The sequence below is a fragment of the Chitinophaga sp. genome, from assembly GCF_035538455.1.
Taxonomy (GTDB): domain Bacteria; phylum Bacteroidota; class Bacteroidia; order Chitinophagales; family Chitinophagaceae; genus Chitinophaga.
This window is the reverse complement of the sequence record NZ_DATLKJ010000270.1, coordinates 19,476-37,562: the sequence shown is the minus strand read 5'-3', so window position 1 is coordinate 37,562 and position 18,087 is coordinate 19,476. Positions and strand designations below refer to the sequence as shown.

General features: G+C 45.7%; 22 protein-coding genes. 14 read left to right on the top strand and 8 right to left on the bottom strand.

Features of this window, described 5'->3' with window-relative positions:
* On the top strand, window positions 1-770 hold a 770-nt coding region (locus VM802_RS31055; protein ID WP_325538229.1), incomplete at its 5' end, for a glycosyltransferase.
* Between the two features lie 138 nt (window positions 771-908).
* Here the strand turns inward: VM802_RS31055 and VM802_RS31050 are convergent.
* The gene (locus tag VM802_RS31050) at window positions 909-1,238 is read right to left on the bottom strand and encodes an arsenate reductase family protein (protein WP_325538227.1); all 330 of its coding nucleotides are present in this window, start codon (window positions 1,236-1,238) and stop codon (window positions 909-911) included.
* A 95-nt stretch (window positions 1,239-1,333) separates the two neighbouring features.
* Here VM802_RS31050 and VM802_RS31045 point away from each other — a divergent pair, with 95 nt between their 5' ends.
* From VM802_RS31045 to VM802_RS31030, 4 genes are all read left to right on the top strand, one after another.
* A complete protein-coding gene (locus tag VM802_RS31045; protein WP_325538225.1) occupies window positions 1,334-2,935 on the top strand; it encodes a 5'-3' exonuclease H3TH domain-containing protein in 1,602 nt (533 codons plus the stop codon).
* Window positions 2,898-4,145, top strand: coding sequence for a DNA polymerase I (gene polA, locus VM802_RS31040; protein ID WP_325538223.1), 1,248 nt, complete (start codon window positions 2,898-2,900; stop codon window positions 4,143-4,145). The genes VM802_RS31045 and polA overlap by 38 nt, the downstream gene beginning before the upstream one ends.
* 109 nt (window positions 4,146-4,254) lie before the next feature.
* The gene (locus VM802_RS31035; RefSeq protein WP_325538221.1) at window positions 4,255-4,809 is read left to right on the top strand and encodes a GNAT family N-acetyltransferase; all 555 of its coding nucleotides are present in this window, start codon (window positions 4,255-4,257) and stop codon (window positions 4,807-4,809) included.
* Window positions 4,810-4,914: 105 nt separating this feature from the next.
* The gene (locus VM802_RS31030; RefSeq protein WP_325538219.1) at window positions 4,915-6,060 is read left to right on the top strand and encodes a C1 family peptidase; all 1,146 of its coding nucleotides are present in this window, start codon (window positions 4,915-4,917) and stop codon (window positions 6,058-6,060) included.
* 92 nt (window positions 6,061-6,152) lie between these two features.
* Here the strand turns inward: VM802_RS31030 and VM802_RS31025 are convergent, their stop codons facing one another.
* Window positions 6,153-6,326 carry a hypothetical protein gene (locus VM802_RS31025; RefSeq protein ID WP_325538217.1) on the bottom strand — a complete coding sequence of 58 codons (174 nt, stop codon included), beginning with the start codon at window positions 6,324-6,326 and terminating at the stop codon, window positions 6,153-6,155.
* A gap of 249 nt (window positions 6,327-6,575) precedes the next feature.
* Here VM802_RS31025 and VM802_RS31020 point away from each other — a divergent pair, with 249 nt between their 5' ends.
* From VM802_RS31020 to VM802_RS31000, 5 genes are all read left to right on the top strand, one after another.
* Complete coding sequence (locus VM802_RS31020; protein ID WP_325538215.1) at window positions 6,576-6,806, top strand: helix-turn-helix domain-containing protein; 231 nt, start codon at window positions 6,576-6,578, stop codon at window positions 6,804-6,806.
* Window positions 6,807-7,290: 484 nt separating this feature from the next.
* Complete coding sequence (locus VM802_RS31015) at window positions 7,291-7,521, top strand: helix-turn-helix domain-containing protein (RefSeq protein ID WP_325538213.1); 231 nt, start codon at window positions 7,291-7,293, stop codon at window positions 7,519-7,521.
* 36 nt (window positions 7,522-7,557) lie between these two features.
* Complete coding sequence (locus VM802_RS31010; protein ID WP_325538211.1) at window positions 7,558-7,821, top strand: hypothetical protein; 264 nt, start codon at window positions 7,558-7,560, stop codon at window positions 7,819-7,821.
* Between the two features lie 321 nt (window positions 7,822-8,142).
* Entirely contained in the window at window positions 8,143-8,607 is a 465-nt protein-coding gene (locus VM802_RS31005) for a mobile mystery protein A (RefSeq protein WP_325538209.1), read from the top strand.
* Window positions 8,598-9,200, top strand: coding sequence for a mobile mystery protein B (locus VM802_RS31000; RefSeq protein ID WP_325538208.1), 603 nt, complete (start codon window positions 8,598-8,600; stop codon window positions 9,198-9,200). The genes VM802_RS31005 and VM802_RS31000 overlap by 10 nt, the downstream gene beginning before the upstream one ends.
* Before the next feature lie 306 nt (window positions 9,201-9,506).
* On the opposite strand, the gene VM802_RS30995 is transcribed toward VM802_RS31000, so the two are convergent.
* Window positions 9,507-9,806, bottom strand: a complete 300-nt coding sequence (locus VM802_RS30995; RefSeq protein ID WP_325538207.1) for a hypothetical protein — start codon at window positions 9,804-9,806, stop codon at window positions 9,507-9,509.
* Window positions 9,807-9,818: 12 nt separating this feature from the next.
* Entirely contained in the window at window positions 9,819-10,436 is a 618-nt protein-coding gene (locus tag VM802_RS30990) for an L-threonylcarbamoyladenylate synthase (RefSeq protein ID WP_325538204.1), read from the bottom strand.
* Between the two features lie 79 nt (window positions 10,437-10,515).
* On the opposite strand from VM802_RS30990, the gene mtgA reads away from it, so the two are divergent.
* Window positions 10,516-11,232, top strand: a complete 717-nt coding sequence (gene mtgA, locus VM802_RS30985; RefSeq protein WP_325538202.1) for a monofunctional biosynthetic peptidoglycan transglycosylase — start codon at window positions 10,516-10,518, stop codon at window positions 11,230-11,232.
* A gap of 1 nt (window position 11,233) precedes the next feature.
* Here the strand turns inward: mtgA and VM802_RS30980 are convergent, their stop codons facing one another.
* The 4 genes from VM802_RS30980 to VM802_RS30965 all read right to left on the bottom strand — a co-directional run bounded on the left by VM802_RS30980 (window position 11,234) and on the right by VM802_RS30965 (window position 14,873).
* Window positions 11,234-11,761 (bottom strand): ATP/GTP-binding protein, encoded by a 528-nt coding sequence (locus VM802_RS30980; protein WP_325538200.1) that lies wholly within the window; start codon window positions 11,759-11,761, stop codon window positions 11,234-11,236.
* On the bottom strand, window positions 11,758-12,387 hold the full coding sequence (gene pnuC, locus VM802_RS30975; protein ID WP_325538198.1) for a nicotinamide riboside transporter PnuC: 630 nt from the start codon (window positions 12,385-12,387) through the stop codon (window positions 11,758-11,760). The genes VM802_RS30980 and pnuC overlap by 4 nt, the downstream gene beginning before the upstream one ends.
* 32 nt (window positions 12,388-12,419) lie before the next feature.
* The gene (locus tag VM802_RS30970) at window positions 12,420-14,111 is read right to left on the bottom strand and encodes a PNGase F N-terminal domain-containing protein (RefSeq protein WP_325538196.1); all 1,692 of its coding nucleotides are present in this window, start codon (window positions 14,109-14,111) and stop codon (window positions 12,420-12,422) included.
* A 165-nt stretch (window positions 14,112-14,276) separates the two neighbouring features.
* Window positions 14,277-14,873 (bottom strand): NifU family protein, encoded by a 597-nt coding sequence (locus VM802_RS30965; protein ID WP_325538194.1) that lies wholly within the window; start codon window positions 14,871-14,873, stop codon window positions 14,277-14,279.
* Between the two features lie 153 nt (window positions 14,874-15,026).
* Here VM802_RS30965 and VM802_RS30960 point away from each other — a divergent pair, with 153 nt between their 5' ends.
* From VM802_RS30960 to VM802_RS30950, 3 genes are all read left to right on the top strand, one after another.
* A complete protein-coding gene (locus VM802_RS30960; protein WP_325538192.1) occupies window positions 15,027-15,542 on the top strand; it encodes a ferritin in 516 nt (171 codons plus the stop codon).
* Window positions 15,543-15,599: 57 nt separating this feature from the next.
* Entirely contained in the window at window positions 15,600-16,052 is a 453-nt protein-coding gene (locus VM802_RS30955; RefSeq protein ID WP_325538190.1) for a methylglyoxal synthase, read from the top strand.
* An 83-nt stretch (window positions 16,053-16,135) separates the two neighbouring features.
* The gene (locus VM802_RS30950; protein WP_325538188.1) at window positions 16,136-18,001 is read left to right on the top strand and encodes a mechanosensitive ion channel family protein; all 1,866 of its coding nucleotides are present in this window, start codon (window positions 16,136-16,138) and stop codon (window positions 17,999-18,001) included.
* The last annotated feature ends 86 nt before the right edge of the window (window positions 18,002-18,087 follow it).

Genomic DNA, 18,087 nt, shown 5'->3' with positions numbered 1-18,087 from the left:
TAATCTCTGATAACCGCTTCGGCCTGCATCATAAAGACATCCCCACCGTCTTCATAACACACCAGCTTCTTATCAAAACGCCCTTTGGTGGCTGGATTGAGCGGACTTTACAAAAGATCAACTACAATTTTATTAATAAGTACGGCGCCTGCTGGATTCCGGATTTCGCAGGAGAAAACAATCTTTCCGGCGAACTGGCACATCCCGCTAAACTCCCGTCACACGTGAATTACATAGGCTGTCTCAGCCGTTTTGAGGAGAAACAGGACGTGACGAAAAAGTATGATCTGCTCGTACTGATCTCAGGCCCTGAACCTCAACGCTCTAACCTGGAAAAGCTGGTGCTCGATCAGATCGTAACACTGCCGCTTACCGCCCTTATCGTAAGCGGGAAACCGGATACGCCTTTCCACAAAGAGATTGCCCCAGGTGTTACACACATCAATCACCTGAATGCCAGCGAATTAAATGAGGCCATGCTCGCTTCAGACCTCGTGTTGAGCCGCTCCGGCTACACCACACTCATGGATCTGGTAAAACTGAATAAGAAAGCTATCCTGATTCCCACACCGGGTCAGTCAGAACAGGTATATCTGGGAGAGTATCTGATGGAAAAAGGGTTCTTCTATTCGCTGCCCCAGGAAACATTTAACCTGAAAACAGCATTGGAAGCCGCCGCAAACTTTTCTTTCCGTTCATTCCAGCACGAGCAGGACATGAACCAGTACAAAGAAGTAGTAAGAAAATTTGTAGCAGGATTAAAGAAATAGCTTTTAACGCTCGCAAAGATGCAAAGGTAGCAGAGAACTATTTTGTAGTCCGGAAGTATAACTGGGTACTGTCAAACAGTCTTATTTAACTTAAAATATCCTTTGTGTTCTTTGCTACCTTTGCTCCTTTGCGAGAAACTACGCACTACGCACTTCCGCACCGATATATATCCTGTTCCCGATAATGGCAACAGGCCTTTTCAGGAAAGTATATTCCTGAAGAATCAACTCACGGTAATCCTTCTCTGCAAGTATCTTCTCATGCAACCCCATTGGCCTGTACTGTTGCGAACGACGGCTGAACAATGCTTCATAGCTGCCCGCCAGCGCATGCATCTCATCCAGCTGCTCAGGGGTGATTTTTTCTGTTTTAATATCCTGCAATATAAACCCACGGTCTTTGGCCTTTATTTCATCCAATATCTTCTTGCAGGTACTACAAGTGGATAAATGATATATCTTGTTCATAATTTCCAGTTTTAAAAGCTCAAAGTTATAATATGCCGTTTATCAAGGTACTATCTTAATTTTGTGCATTCAAATTAATTCTTGTAGGTTTAGCGATGGAAAAGAAATTATTTTTACTGGACGCGATGGCGCTGATTTACAGGGCATATTATGCACTGATCAGAAATCCCCGCATCACCAGCACAGGACGTAACACCAACGCTCAGTTTGGCTTTACCACTACGCTGCTGGACCTCATAAATAAAGAAAAACCAACTCACCTTGCTGTGGCCTTCGATACGCATGCGCCCACAGAACGCCATACTACTTTCACCGATTATAAAGCAAACCGCGAAGATGCACCGGAAGACCTCCTGGACGCACTTCCCGACATCAAGCGTATCATCGAGGGATTCAATATTCCCGTAGTGGAATTAGACGGCTATGAAGCCGACGACGTGATAGGCACACTCGCCTGGCAGGCGGCCGGCGCAGGTTACACTGTGTACATGGTAACGCCGGATAAAGACTATGGCCAGCTGGTAAAAGACAATGTTTTCATCTACAAGCCGCCTTACGCAGGCAGCAAGGAAGAAATCCTCGGCCCTAAAGAAGTCTGCGAAAAATGGCAGATCCAGGATGTACTCCAGGTAGTAGACATACTAGGCCTCATGGGCGATGCGGTGGATAACATCCCGGGCATTGCCGGTGTAGGTGAAAAAACAGCAATGAAACTGATTGGTCAGTACGGCTCCGTTGAAAACGTGCTGGCAAATGCAGATACCATCGGTGGTAAGATGGGAGAGAAGATCAAGGCTGGGCACGACAATGCCATCCTCTCCAAAGAACTCGCCACTATCATCACCAACGTACCGGTAGTATTCCATGAAGAAGATTTTTCTCTTGGTGATATAAATCGCGATAAGCTCACAGAAGTATTCACGGAGCTGGAATTCAAAACACTCGGTAAAAGAATACTGGGCGATAGCTTCGGCACCATCGCCGGCGCTGATGCGAAACAAAAAGTAGTACAAACAGACCTGTTCGGCGAAGCCGTGGCTACTACGGAAGAAGCGCCCGCAGAAACCGCTGAGCCGCTCAACATTCTCACTGCGGATAAAAACGCAGGCAACACACCACACAATTATGAGCTGGTGGATACGCCTGAAAAAAGAGCCGCATTGCTGGCAAAAATACTGCAGCAAAAAGAAGTATGCTTCGATACTGAAACAACCGGTACCGACGCCAACGAAGCTGAAATAGTAGGTATGAGCTTCGCTTTCACCAAAGCGGAAGCTTATTACATTCCCCTGCCGGCCAACCAGGACGCGGCCCGCGCCATACTCAATGAGTTCAGGCCGCTGTTTGAACACGAAAGTATCGTGCTTATCGGACAGAATATCAAATACGATATGCTCATCCTGAAATGGTATGGTATCGATGTCACAGCCACCCTGTTTGATACCATGCTCGCCCATTACCTGATAGAGCCGGAAGGACGCCGTAGCATGGACGCACTGAGCGCCCAATACCTGCAATACGAGCCCATCTCCATTGAAACGCTCATCGGTAAAAAAGGGAAAGGACAGGGTAGCATGCGCGATGTGGAAGTAGAAAAAATAAAGGAATATGCCGCCGAAGGTGCCGACATCACCCTTCAGCTTAAATCCGTATTCTCTCATGCTGCCGCAGAAAAACCTGGAGAAAGTATTTTATGATGTGGAAAACCCGCTCGTGAAAGTGCTTACTGACATGGAGTTTGAAGGCATTGCCATAGATACGCTTGCGCTGGCCGACTACTCCCGTGAACTGGAACTGGAAATAAAACGCGCAGAAGAAAGCGTGTATGAACAAGCCGGTGTACGATTCAAACTGGCTTCGCCCAAACAGCTCGGCGAAGTGCTCTTCGAAAAACTACAGCTGGACCCGAAAGCGAAGAAAACACGCACCGGCCAGTATGCCACCAGCGAAGACGTCCTCCAGAAGCTCGCGAGCAAGCACCAGATCGTAGAAGACATCCTGATCTTCAGGGAACTCAGCAAACTGAAATCCACCTACGTAGATACGTTACCGTTATTGCTGAACAAACGCACCAACCGCGTGCATACGTCCTACAATCAGGCCGTGGCCGTAACCGGGCGCCTCAGTTCCAATAACCCTAACCTCCAGAACATACCGATCCGCACAGAGCGCGGCCGCGAAATACGCAAAGCCTTCATTCCCCGCAATGAAGAGTATGTGCTGCTTTCAGCAGACTATTCACAGATCGAACTGCGCATCATTGCCGCCATCAGTGAAGACGAACAGATGATAGATGCCTTCCGTAAAGGAATAGACATCCACGCCGCCACCGCCGCCAAAGTTTACAACGTAGAACTCGATGCCGTAACAACTGAAATGCGCCGTAATGCCAAGAGCGTAAACTTCGGTATCATCTACGGTGTAAGCGCTTTCGGCCTGTCGGAAAACCTCGGTATTTCACGCACGGAAGCCAAAACACTTATCGATAATTACTTCGCGCAATATCCGTCCATCAAAAAATATATGGACGATAAAATTGCGTTCGCACAACGTAACGGTTACGTACAAACAATGTTAGGCCGGAAGAGATGGCTTAAAGACATCAACTCCTCCAATGCCGTTGTACGGGGCTATGCCGAAAGGAACGCCATCAACATGCCGATCCAGGGCACTGCCGCCGATATGATCAAACTGGCCATGATAGCCATACACAAGGCATTTAAAGAACAAAACCTGCGCTCACGCATGCTGCTACAGGTACATGACGAATTGGTATTTGATGCCCATCGTTCAGAACTGGAAATAATCAAACCCCTCATATTAGATTGTATGCGGAATGCACTCCCGTTATCCGTTCCCATCGAAGCAGAACTGGGAACCGGCGAAAACTGGCTGCAGGCCCATTAAAGAGCGCACTCGCCTTCAGGGTCTGGCCTCAGTAGCGTTACTGAGACCGGACCCTGAAAGCTTTTTTTACACTATTGCATTTCCCAAAACAGTTTACTAGTTTCAGAAAATGATCCTCACACCTCGACTACAATTGTTGCCATGCTCATTGCAGCATTTCGAATCATTGTTACACGGCAATGATACCCTGGGCGACCTCCTCGGAATATCCGTTCCGGAAGGCTGGACAGAATACCCCGAAATGGTGCTGGTAGCTTACGATAAATTACGTAACGATCCGTCTATGCTGGGATGGTTCTTCTATCTCGTCATTCACCGCCAGGATAAACGCCTCATCGGCGCAGGCGGCTTCAAAGGTACGCCCGATAAAAACGGTATGGTGGAAATGGGCTACGAAATCACCAACGATTACCGCGAACAAGGGCTGGGGTCCGAAATGGCCCAGGGCCTTGTCCGTTTCGCCTTCGGGCATTCCTACGTAAACAAGGTCATTGCCCATACAGATGAAGAATACAATGCCTCCGTCAAAATATTACAGAAAGCAGGAATGTATTTTGTTGGCACTATAAAAACCCTCGATAATGAAACCATGTGGGAATGGGAAATCACCCGCGAACAGTACAATGAAATAGCCCGTAGCGAGTACAATGAAAATAAACAATAATTTCCCCGGCTGTAGCAATTTAGCCCGCTTATCCATCTTTTCAGGGAAGTAATATCCGCTTTCCCTTATTTTTGGACCCTTGTTCTTAAAACTATCATTAAAAGCATGAAGAAATGGATTATGTGTGCAGCAATGCTTTGCAGCACAGCAGCATTTGCACAGAATAGCACCAATGTGGAGGGCAGCCAGTACAAATTCACCGTTTTAAAAAACCTGGATGCCGGCGATGTACAGAACCAGGGCCGCACAGGCACCTGCTGGTCTTTTTCCGGACTCTCTTTCTTTGAATCAGAACTGCTGCGCAACGGCAAAGGCAAAAACCTTAATCTGAGCGAAATGTTCGTAGTACGCAAAATGTACTCCCTGAAAGCAGCCAACTACGTACGCATGCACGGTAAAGCCAACTTTGGCGAAGGCGGCGGGTTCCCCGACGATCTGCTGTGCCTCCGCGAATACGGCCTCGTACCTCAGAGCGTATACGATGGCAATAAAGTAAAAACATATAACCACGCTGAGATGGAACGCCTGCTGGAAGGCATGGCAAAGCAAATCGGCGAATCACAGGGTACTATCAATCCTGACTGGAAAAAAGCCTTCGACGGCGTGGCAAACGCCTATATGGGTGAAGCGCCTGAGAAATTCCAGTACGAAGGCAAAACCTATACGCCTCAGTCCTTTGCAAAAGAACTGGGCCTGAATGCAGACGATTATGTGCTGATCTCATCCTTCACACATCATCCCTATAATTCACAGTTCGTACTCGAAGTTCCCGACAACTGGAACTGGGAACGCGTTTATAATGTAACCCTGAACGATTTCACCAATATCGCCGAAAACGCGATCATGAATGGCTACACCATTGCATGGGCCGCTGATGTAAGCGAAAAAGGCTTCAACTTTAAAGAAGGACTCGCCATCGTTCCGGAGAAAGACTGGACCGATATGTCCGCTGAAGAAAGAAAGAACAGCTTCCTGCAGCCAGGCAAAGAAAAAGCTATCACACCAGAACTCCGCCAGGAAGCCTTCGATAACTTCGAAACACAGGATGACCACGGCATGCACATCGTTGGTTTGGTGAAAGACCAGAACGGCAACAAATACTTCCGCGTGAAAAACTCCTGGGGCACTGATAATCCGGGCCAGGGCTACTTCTACGCATCCGTTCCTTATTTCGCCTACAAAACCACCTGCTACATGGTAAACAAAAAAGCATTGCCAGCTGAAGTGGCAAAGAAACTGGGAATTAAATAACTGCTTAGTTCTGCGTTAATTTTTTCGTTTAAATAACAGGGAAAGGTTAGGATCATAGTTCAGGCTGAGCTATGATCCTAACCTTTCCCCTGTTATATACTGTATGCTACTCTTCGTTCTTTTCTGCGGCCTTGCTTTTTAAGCTGATTTAGTTGCCTGATGAGTTCCTTTAGTTCCTTCTCCAGTTGCTGACATTCCCATCTCAAAACGAGATTCCGGTACTCCAGAAAGGCGCAGGCGCGCATAAGCATTTGTTTTTCGTTCATAAAAATTGTTTTAGGGTTAATGTTTGTATTTCTCTGATATGGCGATATTGATGTTGCATTCCCGTATAGGCATGACTATTAGCATTCCTCGCAGTGAGAAAAGAAAAAAGGTTCAATTAATGAAGAAATGAGGGCCTGACTCTGGTCTTTGGCAGCTATTGATAAAGATAATAAAATAAATCATTTGAGGTGCCAAAACACTCCATTATTTTTTATGAAATATATCAGCTTGGGCTTTAAATCTACCAAATGGCTATTAATGACGCAGATAAGGTGCTTTCAGATTTTGGCGAAATTCTGCTTTCATACAGGAAAAAGGCAAATTTGAGCCAACGTCAACTTGCAGCGAAATGTAATACGGAAGCTGCTGATATTGGACGATACGAGAGAGGCGAGATAAATCCTACACTTATCACAATTATAGACATAGCGAGAGGGTTAGATATAGCTCCCTATCTCCTTTTACAAGATCTTAAATGATTAAATTAATCTCAAAATTGACATTCGCCTGCCTTGTTGAAATAGCGCTGCTTTTCTTCTTGTATCGCGCTTTATATGACTATTTTCCATTTGAACAACCGGCAGGTAATTTTATGATAGATGGTGATCACTATTGGATTACGCCTATAACTTATGTAATTGGAACCATTGTGTTGAACTTTCTGTTTTTCTATAAAGGAAATCTATCAAACAGGAAATTATCCTTGTATGCCTTGATATTTGCAATTTTGGCTATGCTGATATTTACGACTGTTTATGCCTGTCACACAAGCCCCTCTTTCTATTTCATGTTCACACCTAAGATCGGAGTTTACTTCTTTTGCTGGCTTTTATTAGGTGCTGCTATACAATGCGGTGGGTTCTATTTAATGTCATTGTTAATGAAAGGATTATAAACTTCAACAGCTGTAAGTTGTCATGTTTGTTTGATCTTGAAATGTAGCTTGAGCTTTAAATCTACCAGATGGCTATTATTGACGCAGATAAGGTGCTTTCAGATTTTGGCGAAATCCTGCTTTCCCACAGAAAAAAGGCAAATTTGAGCCAACGTCAACTTGCGGCGAAATGTGATACGGAAGTTGCTGATATTGGAAGATACGAGAGGGGCGAGATAAATCCTACGCTTATCACAATTATAGACATAGCGAGAGGGTTGGATATTGCTCCCTATCTTCTTTTGCATGGTCTTAAATGAGCTAATACCTGCTTTTTCTGATATAATTAAGTACCCATGAAAGATAGCAGATATGCAGCTGTGAAAGCGGTGATAACAACAGGAGGGATTAAGAATTTCAAGGATGTTTTTACAATCATCCCAATTAGTGTAGTGCATAAAGATACTAACATTCACTATGCTACCCTTCATAGAAGAATCCATGATGTTAGGCTGCTTACCTTAGAAAATTTCGTTAAGATTGCTGCCCTGATTGAAATTGAACCTGAAATATTAGTTAGCCTGGCCCTCGCTGATTTACCAAAGAAGAAAGGGAAATAAATGGAGTATTTTCATTAAACCCTGAAATATTATACCCCAATATGACCTCCGATAATATTGACGAAAAACAGATTCTCATTGGCTTTGGCCTAGCTCTCTTTCGGAGTTGATCGAAGAAAATCCAGTATTCAAAGACTATTTTTAATACCATAAGCTTAATTTGTGGGTATAAAATTAATATTTTAAGTTTAGTATTTATAATTATTATTAAATCTATACGCTTAAACTAATTTTCATTCTTTAATAGTATAGATTAAAAAAATATCATACTATTTAATACTTAAGTTTTAATTTTACAGTATTAAACAAATAAGGTCGCTTATGTCTTCAAGAAATAATTTGCTATTAATCAGGCAATTAGATAGCAAATTGCAAACGATAATGCCTTTGCAGAAAGTAATGATCCCTAAAGAGGGATGGATAAATATTATTCGTAAGACATTGAATATGTCTTTAAGTCAGCTAGGCAAGCGCATGAATATAACCCCTCAAAGTGTACGGGCCCTAGAGCTGCGAGAAAAAGAAGGCACTTTATCTCTAAAATCTTTAAAAGAGGCCGCAGAAGCATTGAATATGCGTTTGGTTTACGGTTTTATCCCAAAAGAAGATTCATTAGAAAAAATGGTTGAGCGTAAGGCCTATGAAATGGCTATGGAGGTCGTAAACCGTACTTCTATTACAATGAAACTAGAGGATCAGGAAAATTCGCCAACAAGGATCAAACAAGCTATTAGCGAAATGGCTGATGAACTTAAAAGAGAAATGTCGAAAAAACTATGGGATTAGACATTCAATATGATGAAGGACAAACTCCACTTGATGAGGATGAAAAAGAGGAATTGAGAATTCCGAACATTACAACTCGTGGGGAATTAGATGAGTTGGAACAGCGTAATATTGAGGATGCTGTTCGATGGACAATTACGCGCCATAGAAGATTCACAGTGACAGAGGTATTAACTGAGGAGTTTGTTCGCTCAGTTCATACTAGAATGTTGGGAGATGTATGGAACTGGGCTGGAAGTTTCCGCAATTCCAATAAGAATATCGGTGTGGATAAATACCAGATAAGTATTGAATTGAGGCAATTACTGGATGATTGCAGGTATTGGATTGAGCATGAGACATTTTTGCCTGATGAAATTGCAGTGCGGTTTAAACATCGCATTGTTTCTATCCATTGTTTTGCTAATGGAAATGGAAGGCATTCACGTTTGATGGCCGATATCTTAATTGAAAAGGTACTGAGAGGGAATGTATTTACATGGGGCGCTAAAAATTTTGTGAATACAGGTGAATATCGTGCAGCATATTTACATGCCCTTCGTGAAGCTGATAAAGGAAAGTTCGAACTATTAACTCAATTTGCTCGATCATAAAGGGGAGTTTTCAACCGGCAGGCAATTTTATGATAGACGGTGATCACTATTGGATTACGCCTATTGTGTTGAACTTTCTGTTTTTCTATAAAGGAAATCTATCAAACAGCAAATTATCCTTGTATGCCTTGATATTTGCAATTTTGGCTATGCTGATATTTACGACTATTTATGTCTGTCACACAAGCCCTTCTTTCCATTTCATGTTCACACCTAAGATGGGAGTTTACTTCTTTTGTTGGCTTTTATTAGGCGCTGCTATACAATGCGGTGGGTTCTATTTAATGTCAATGCGGAAAAGGTAAGCTAATACCTGCTTTTCCCTTCCAAACGCTCCGTTGTAGAAAGGCTTCCCAATCTGATCCTGACAGGAACGCCTGTACGCTTTTGAAAGGACCATTCCTGTTTGCAGAAGAAACCAAAGTGCTGATTGTAATACGAATCTGGCGTAGGCCTGAATACCAGGTTCACTGGTTTTTCCGCGGGTAGCGCTGCAAGCGGCTTTTTTACGGGTGGAAGCAATGTCACATGTTTCAATGAAAATGTCTGCGCCTGCAATGTCAACAGGGAAATAAACAGCAAACATATCGTCAAAACATATCTCATAAGTCCTCCTGATTAAGAAATAGCTTCAAAACTGCCCAATCCTTCACGGATCAGTTCCGGCTCCGGCCCCGTGCAATCCACAACAGTCGAAAAGGCTATGCCGCCCGGACCTCCGTCAACAACAATATCCACCAGCTTCCCGAATTTTTCATAAATAATCTCAGGGTCCGTATATTCTTCTACATAGTCTTCTATCGGAAGCGAGGTGCTCATAATCGGGTTCCCCAATTCCTTTACGATAGTACGACAGATATTGTTATCCGGCACCCTGATACCCACAGTATCTTTCTTTGTCTTTAACAACTTCGGTACCATTTTGCTGGCTGGCAGAATAAAGGTATATGGTCCCGGCAATGCTTTCTTTAACATACGAAACACTGGCGTATCCACACTCTTAGCGTAGTCAGACAAGTGACTGAGATCATAACAGATAAAAGAAAACTGTGCTTTCCTGGAATCGATATGTTTAATCTGCGCAATCCGTTCAATAGCTTTATGCTGGGTAATATCACAGCCAAGCCCATATACCGTATCTGTTGGATATATGATGATGCCTCCGTCTTTCAGACATTCCACGATCGTTTTGATATGGCGGGCATTCGGGTTATCCGGGTGTACATTTAACAGCATATTCAAATTTACAACTTACATATTACTAATTGATTTAAAAAGTTCTTACTTTCGGCCCGATTTTTCTAAACCTACGCGGATGAATTTAAAAGGCATTGTTCCCAGAACGTGGAGGAGACTGAAGAGAGTACTGCTGGTTTTGTTTATTGCACATTTTGTTTACATCATCATACTGAAATGGGTGAATCCACCCATTACGATCACCATGATCTCAAACTGGGTCAGCCTTTGGGGAACAGATAAGCATTTCCATAAAACATGGGCTGGCTACGACGAAATCTCGCAACATGCCAAGCTCGCCGTTATAGCAAGTGAAGATCAGCTCTTCCCGGATCACGACGGCTTCGATTTCAAGTCCATCGAGAAAGCGATGAAACACAACCAGGACAGCAAAAAAATTCGCGGCGCCAGCACGATCAGTCAGCAGGTGGCCAAGAATGTGTTCCTCTGGCAGGGCCGCAGCTGGGTGCGTAAAGGTCTGGAAGTATATTTCACTTTTATGATAGAGAAGATCTGGGGAAAACAACGTATCCTGGAAGTATATCTCAACGTTGCACAGACGGGTGATGGCATCTTTGGTGTTGAAGCAGCTGCACAGGCTTACTACAATAAAAACGCCGCCAGCCTTAATCGTGAAGAATCTGCCATGATAGCGGCCTGCCTGCCCAACCCGGTGAAGTACACAGTTAATCCGCCTGCCAGGATCACAGCCTACCGCCAGCGCAAAATACTGGTACAGATGCGCAACATCTCCGGAGATCCTGATATCGCTACACTTGTTACCGGCAGAGAATAGTTCAGGCTCCTTTTAGAAGACGCTCAACAGCAGCAATCGCAAGCTTTTCCCGTTCTTCGTAACTACCTCGTATATCCGTCCAGGTTACGCCTGACTGGGTAACTATATCTTTGTAAATGTTGTAGAAATACTGCCTCATTTCCGGGTCTGGATATTCACGTTGCGGATCTTCTTCCCAGGGCAGATCAATATAGGTAAGCAGGTAATGATCGCAACGCTGCCTGGCAATGGCGTCCAGAATGTTAGGGTCGCAGTCATTGTATTTATGCTCGCTCCATACTTTTATCACATACAGATCAGTATCGCATATCAGCAGGTCATTGGTGGCCAAAGCAGCTTGCTGCTCTTCCTGCAAAAGCTGCCCCCTGGCTATTTCCATCAGATCCTGCCTTTCATATGGCCGGTCGAGATGATCAATATAGGTGCGTGCATACTCCGGCGTCCACACAGTTTTGAAACGGGCGGCCAGTTTTTCACTAAGTGTGCTTTTGCCTGTAGATTCAGGCCCTACGACAACTACTTTTTTCATGTATGCAATATTTCCTGTTCATGCACTGTTTTCTTCCAGCTAATATAACCGAATACCGCCACGATAAACAGAAAGATAGTCAGGAAAGCGGTCAGGTAAAGATGTTTATAGAACAGCAGCGGCACCGCTACAAAATTGGAGACATTGAGCCATATCCAGTTCTCGAGCTTGCGCTTGGCGAGCAGCCACATTCCGCCGCAGGCTGTGGCAGACACGAAGGCATCCATCACCGGAACATTGGAGTCCGAAAAATTCACCAGCAGCAGGTAAAATACCGCCCAGCCCAGCAAGGCGATCAGTGTAGCGGTGATCAGCTCGCGTGTATTGCTGAGGGTGATGCGTACAACTGGCTGTTCCGGGCCTCTCTTAGCCCAGTACAACCAGCCGTATACGCTCATCACCAGGTAATAGGCATTAAGCGTTGCATCTGCATATAATTTAAAATGCTCCCTGGAGAGCAGGTATGTATAGATCCCTGTGCTGATAATGCCGGTAGGATATACCAGGATATTATTCTTTTTCTGGAAGAGGACAGACAGCACTGCAAATGTTACCGCGATGGCTTCCAGCCAGGTCATATCGTGTAGTCCCTGCTGCAGGCCGTTGAAAATATCCTGAAAACTCATGGCGCAAAAATAATGATTGTCCGTCCTTCCTGTTATTTTTCTCCGATCAGTGTTCCTGAAACATTCCAGAAGCTCTGGCTGGTGCCTTCCGGTTTACCCTGTGGGATGGCCACTTTGATGGTGTGCACACCAGGTGTCATATCCGGCAGTGAGATGGTAACCGGTGCCGTGAGTGTTCCCGGGCACCAGTTGGAGCGGCTCAGATCAGAAGAGGAGAGGCCGTTGCCGAAGTTACCGGAAGCCGGGTTGGAAAGACGGTAGGTGGCACAGTCCACGCGCCAGGGAATAAAATGGTATATCCGCTTGCCATCCATAAATATTTCATTCTGCTTCGGATTAAATTCATCGCCGCCACCCCAGCCGCCATGGCCTGTTGTAATGTAACGCAGCTGAAGGTTTTTAACGCCTTCCGGAATATTAACGGTTACGTTCAGCGAATCTTTATCAAAGAGTGTAGGGTATTCCTGTCCGGCCATCTCCATCAGGTTGGTGGTATTGAACACCGGATAGATCCAGTTAGGGGAGGGGCGGTTTTCCTCTTCCTCATCTCCCGGATAATATTTGAAACTCAGGCTTACTTTATGCCCTCCCTTATCGTAGTTACCAATATAAACACCCAGCCACACATCGCCCTGGAGGCTTTGTTGCAGTTCGGTGATGTCTTGCTTGTAGATAATGGAATCTGCCCAGTTATAGCCTTTTATCTTCACCTGGTTATTGAACTGCCTTACGCCGAAAGGCGTGAAGAAGCGCATGATTTCAAGAGCAGGGAGATAGTTGTCAGTTGCTGTCATGCCCTGGTATTTCTTACCGTTGCTGGCAGTGAATAACGGCAACGCGCCTACGCCCTTTTGCAGGCCATCCAGGAAAGAGGTAGCCTTATCCATAGGAATGATGAATACAGAGCCTGTTCTGTCATAGGCATCGCCGTTAGAGTACTGCGTAAGCTCCGCAAACAGCGTCTCGCCCTTACGCGGAGCCGGTAGCTTCACTTTTTTGAGGATCACGGTTCCGCCAGCATAGCGGTAGGTGTACCCGGATTGTTCCCCGGCGGGATTGTTGATGTTGTTGCCCCAGCTGATCTGCTCCTGGTTAAATATGGGCAGGGTCGTATAACGGCTGTCTATCACCTGGCGCATGTAAGCGGCGTCATCTACCTGCTGGCCCAGCGTGGCGGGCCATCCCAGTTCAACGGGAGTGATCTTCCGGTAAGTGATCTGTTTGGCAATGATTTCACTATTGCCGTTGCGCACTATTTTAAGCACCAGTCCCAATCCCGGAGCAATAGTAAGGTTAGGCGTGCCCTTCAGCGGGATGCTGTTGGTATACCAGACTTCGATGGTGTTGGAACGGATGAAAAGCTTTGCCTTTTTACACGGATAACCGAGGATGTAGGCCGTATCCGGCAGCAGTTCTGCCTGGGCGTATTCAGAGAACGGTTTTTTCAGTGTATAGGTTTCTCCGTTAGGAGTGCTAAGTACCTGGTAGGTGCTTTTTTCATCCAGACGGAGGAATTGTTGTTCTTTCTGTTTGTCGTCACCAGAAACAATGTGGGCCCGGTCATGGTCAATGAATAGCCGGAGCTCTTTGCCGTGGTCTTTGCCATTGCTGCGGAAGCCGTAAGTGATTACGGCAACGCTGCTGTCGGTATTCTTCTTTTTCTGAGCCTGTGCCGGCGGCAGGGCAAGAGCCGCCCCGGCGATCAATAAAACAAGTCTCTTCATATCTCGCTGTTCAATATTTTCTCACTGTTCCTGGTTGTCAAAGCCCGGTCAAAGGCCAGTCATCCCCCGGTCAAAGCCCGGATAAAAGCGCATAAGGTAAAAATAAAAAAGCACAGCCACAAGGACTGTGCTTTCATTTAACACTATCATTCACTCAACTATGGCTTATTCTGCTTCTGCCACTACTTCCTTCACCTCCGGGATCATGCGCTTCATCATGCCTTCAATGCCGGCTTTGAGCGTAATCATGGAAGACGGGCAGCCTGAGCAGGAACCCTGCAACATCAGTGTAACCGTGCCTTCGTGGTAGTTCTTGAACTGGATAGCGCCGCCATCCATCTCCACTGCTGGCTTCACATAATTTTCCAGTAATTCCTTAATACGTTTTACCACATCGCTGTCATCTGCACTTACTTCGTTGCTGGCAGTGGATTTGGTTACCACTACTTCATCTTCGTTGATAACGGTGCGGTTATCCTCCAGATATTCCTTCAGGAAGGCTTTAACTGTAGGGATTATATCGTTCCAGTCTGTTTCACTAGTTTTGGTAAGTGTAATGAAGTTGGCCATAATGAACACTCCCCTGATGAAAGGGAAGCTGAACAGTTCCATAGCCAAAGGAGAAGGTTTTGCACTGGCCTCATCCGGGAAGTCGATGCTCTTACCTGGATACAGGAGTTTGTTGGCAACAAACTTCATTGTCTCCGGGTTGGGCGTCATTTCAGTATATATGCTGATGATCGGATTTCCTGTTTTAATCATTTTATCCTAATTTACTAGGCAAAGGTAGCATATTTCGGGTAGAAATTCAGGGCTCCTCCGGCAAAATCCCATTGAATTTTGCAATATTGTTATAGGTAGAAATGATATTTTTCCCCACTGCTATCCCCTTTCACCCTCCTTAAAATTCTCCTTATGTTACTGAAAGAATTATCTCCCAAGATCGAGTCTGCACTTAACAATCAGGTAGAAATGGAAGCGGCTTCATCCCAGTATTACCTGGCAATGGCATCCTGGGCCGAAGTAGAGGGCTATAACGGAATTGCCCAATTCCTGTATCGTCATTCCGATGAAGAGCGTGTACACATGCTGAAACTCATCAAATTCATCAATGAACGGGGTGGTCATGGCCTCGTACCGGCGCTGAAGCAACCCACTGTGAAGTTCAAGAACATCAACGCCGTTTTCGAACAGGTATTCAGCCATGAGCTGCTGGTGTCAAAGGAAATCAACAATCTTGTAGACATGGCGCTGGCTGAGAAAGATTACGCCACCCAAACCTTCCTCCAATGGTACGTTACAGAACAGATTGAAGAAGAACGCATGGCCAGGCACATCCTCGACAAACTGAAGCTCATCGGCGAAGACAAAGGCGGGCTCTATATCTTCGATCGTGACCTCGCCACGCTGAACACCGCCGATCAACACTAAAACATTAAACTAAATTGGTATTTAATTTCTGAAGGCTACCTGTTACATTTGCATTATATGCAGATAATCAAAACGCTGAAAGCACGCAAGAGGATAGCGCTGATAGCTCATGACCACAAAAAGGCTGAGCTGATTGAATGGGCCACCTACAACAAAACTGTGTTGAGTCGTCATGAGCTTTATGCAACCGGAACCACCGGCCGGCTCATCGAGGAAGCGCTCGACGTTTCCGTACGCAAACTATTGAGCGGCCCGCTGGGCGGCGATCAGCAGATCGGCGCACTGGTGGCGGAAGGCGCGCTGGATGTCATCATCTTCTTCTGGGACCCCATGGAAGCACTGCCCCATGACCCGGACATCAAGGCTCTACTGCGTCTGGGCGTAGTATGGAACATCCCGGTAGCCTGCAATCGTGCCTCCGCCGACTTCCTGCTTACTTCGCCGCTCATGCACCAGGACTATGAAGTAATACTGCCCGATTACTCACAGTATACCTCCAGGAAGATCTGACGCTTCCGGCCTTTAATTTTGCATACCTGCTTGTAATGCAACAGGCTAACGGATTTTTCCGTACTTTAAAAGAAAGTCCGGGAATGAGATCCGTTTTTATCCTTTTTGTCGCCGCTGCACTAATTAACTGTTCACAACCCTGCTTCTCCCAAACAGACAGCAGCAAAGCCTCGCAAGCCGCCACCACAGACTCTCAGCTGGTTCATGCCACCCGCATGCTCCGGGAAAGCGACTCCCTCCTCAAGGCAGATGCCGCAGCCAGACAGGCTTTAGAACAACAGATAGAACAGCTCAAAAACAACAACGACCTCCACAAACAGGAACTGGTCCGCAAACTGGCTGCAATAGAACAGGCCGACTCCCTCAAAAGAGCCACCGGCCAGCTTCAGATCAATCAGCTGAAAGCCACGCAAGCCGGTATCCCCGTTACTCCGTTCGGGGATACGCTTTTCTTCATCTATAATAAAGTGGGGCCGTTTCAGCCCAGTGAGCGCGCGCAAAACATCAGTCGCAAGCTGCAGCAGCTGGAAGGAGATGTACTCTTTTCTACAGACTCCATCCGGGTGGTTCCCAATGAAGACTACGCAGACGTAGTATACCACGATCTCATCCTGCTTACGGTTACTGATGATGATGCACTATGGCTCAATCAGAACAAAATGGACGTGGCTAAAAACTATGCCTCCATCATCGGAACCGCCGTTACCAAAGCCAAAGAAGCCAACAGCTGGCAACATATCCTCGTACGCCTGGCGTGGCTATTACTTATACTTGTCATCTTCGGTATCATCGTATTCCTGATAAACCGGCTGTTTAAGCGTATAGCCGTTAAGGTGAGACGGGAAAAAGACCGCTATTTCAAAGGAGTAAAGGTAAAAGACTATGCGCTGCTGAATCAGCAAAAGCAGCTGGGATTGATATTCAACGCGCTGCGCGTTGCACGGGTTGTACTGATCCTGCTTGTATTCTATATCACATTACCCTTTATCTTCAGCATATTTCCCTGGACCAAAGGTATTGCAGATAAACTGATCGACTGGACACTTTCTCCCATCAAAAGTATCCTGAACGGTATTCTGCATTATCTTCCGAAACTACTCACCATACTCGTTATCTATCTTATCACCAGATACCTGGTAAAGCTGGTGAATTACATGGCAACAGAGGTGGCTTCCGGCAATCTGAACATAAGAGGTTTCTATGCCGACTGGGCAAAGCCTACCGCCAGCGGGATCAAGTTCCTCTTGTACGCATTTATGTTTGTGGTGATATTCCCCTATCTGCCTGGATCTGATTCCAAAATATTCCAGGGTGTTTCTGTTTTTCTGGGTATCCTCTTCTCTCTTGGCTCTTCCACCGCTATATCTAATGTGGTGGCGGGTTTTGTGATCACGTACATGCGACCATTTAAAATCGGTGATGTAGTGAAGATAGGAGAGATCACCGGCAGGGTAATGGAAAAGAACCTGCTGGTTACACGATTGCTCACTACTAAAAATGAAGAGATCACCGTGCCCAATGCCAGTATCCTGAACGGGCACACCGTTAACTTCACCACATCCAGTAAAGACGATGGACTTATCCTTCATACCTCCGTTACCATCGGCTACGACGTACCCTGGAAGCAGGTGCATCAGCTCCTGATCAGTGCGGCGATGGCCACTGACGGTATTCTGAAAGACAAACAGCCCTTCGTTTTGCAGACAGGTCTGGATGATTTTTATGTTGCCTACGAAATCAATGCCTATACGGATCAGTCGCACATTATGGCTCAGACCTACTCCTTGTTACATCAGAACATCCAGGATCAGTTCAATGCCGCCGGTGTTGAGATCATGTCGCCGCACTACCGTGCAGCCCGTGATGGCAATGCCACCACCATTCCTGCAGATTATCTGCCTGAAGATTATAAGGCGCCTGAGTTCAGAGTGAGCGTCGATAAGGATTAGTAACTATATCTTCATAAGAATCACAGATTTGTGTAGGAACAGACCTGCTTTTTGCTATTTTCGCATCTTACGGTTTAAAGCAAGGA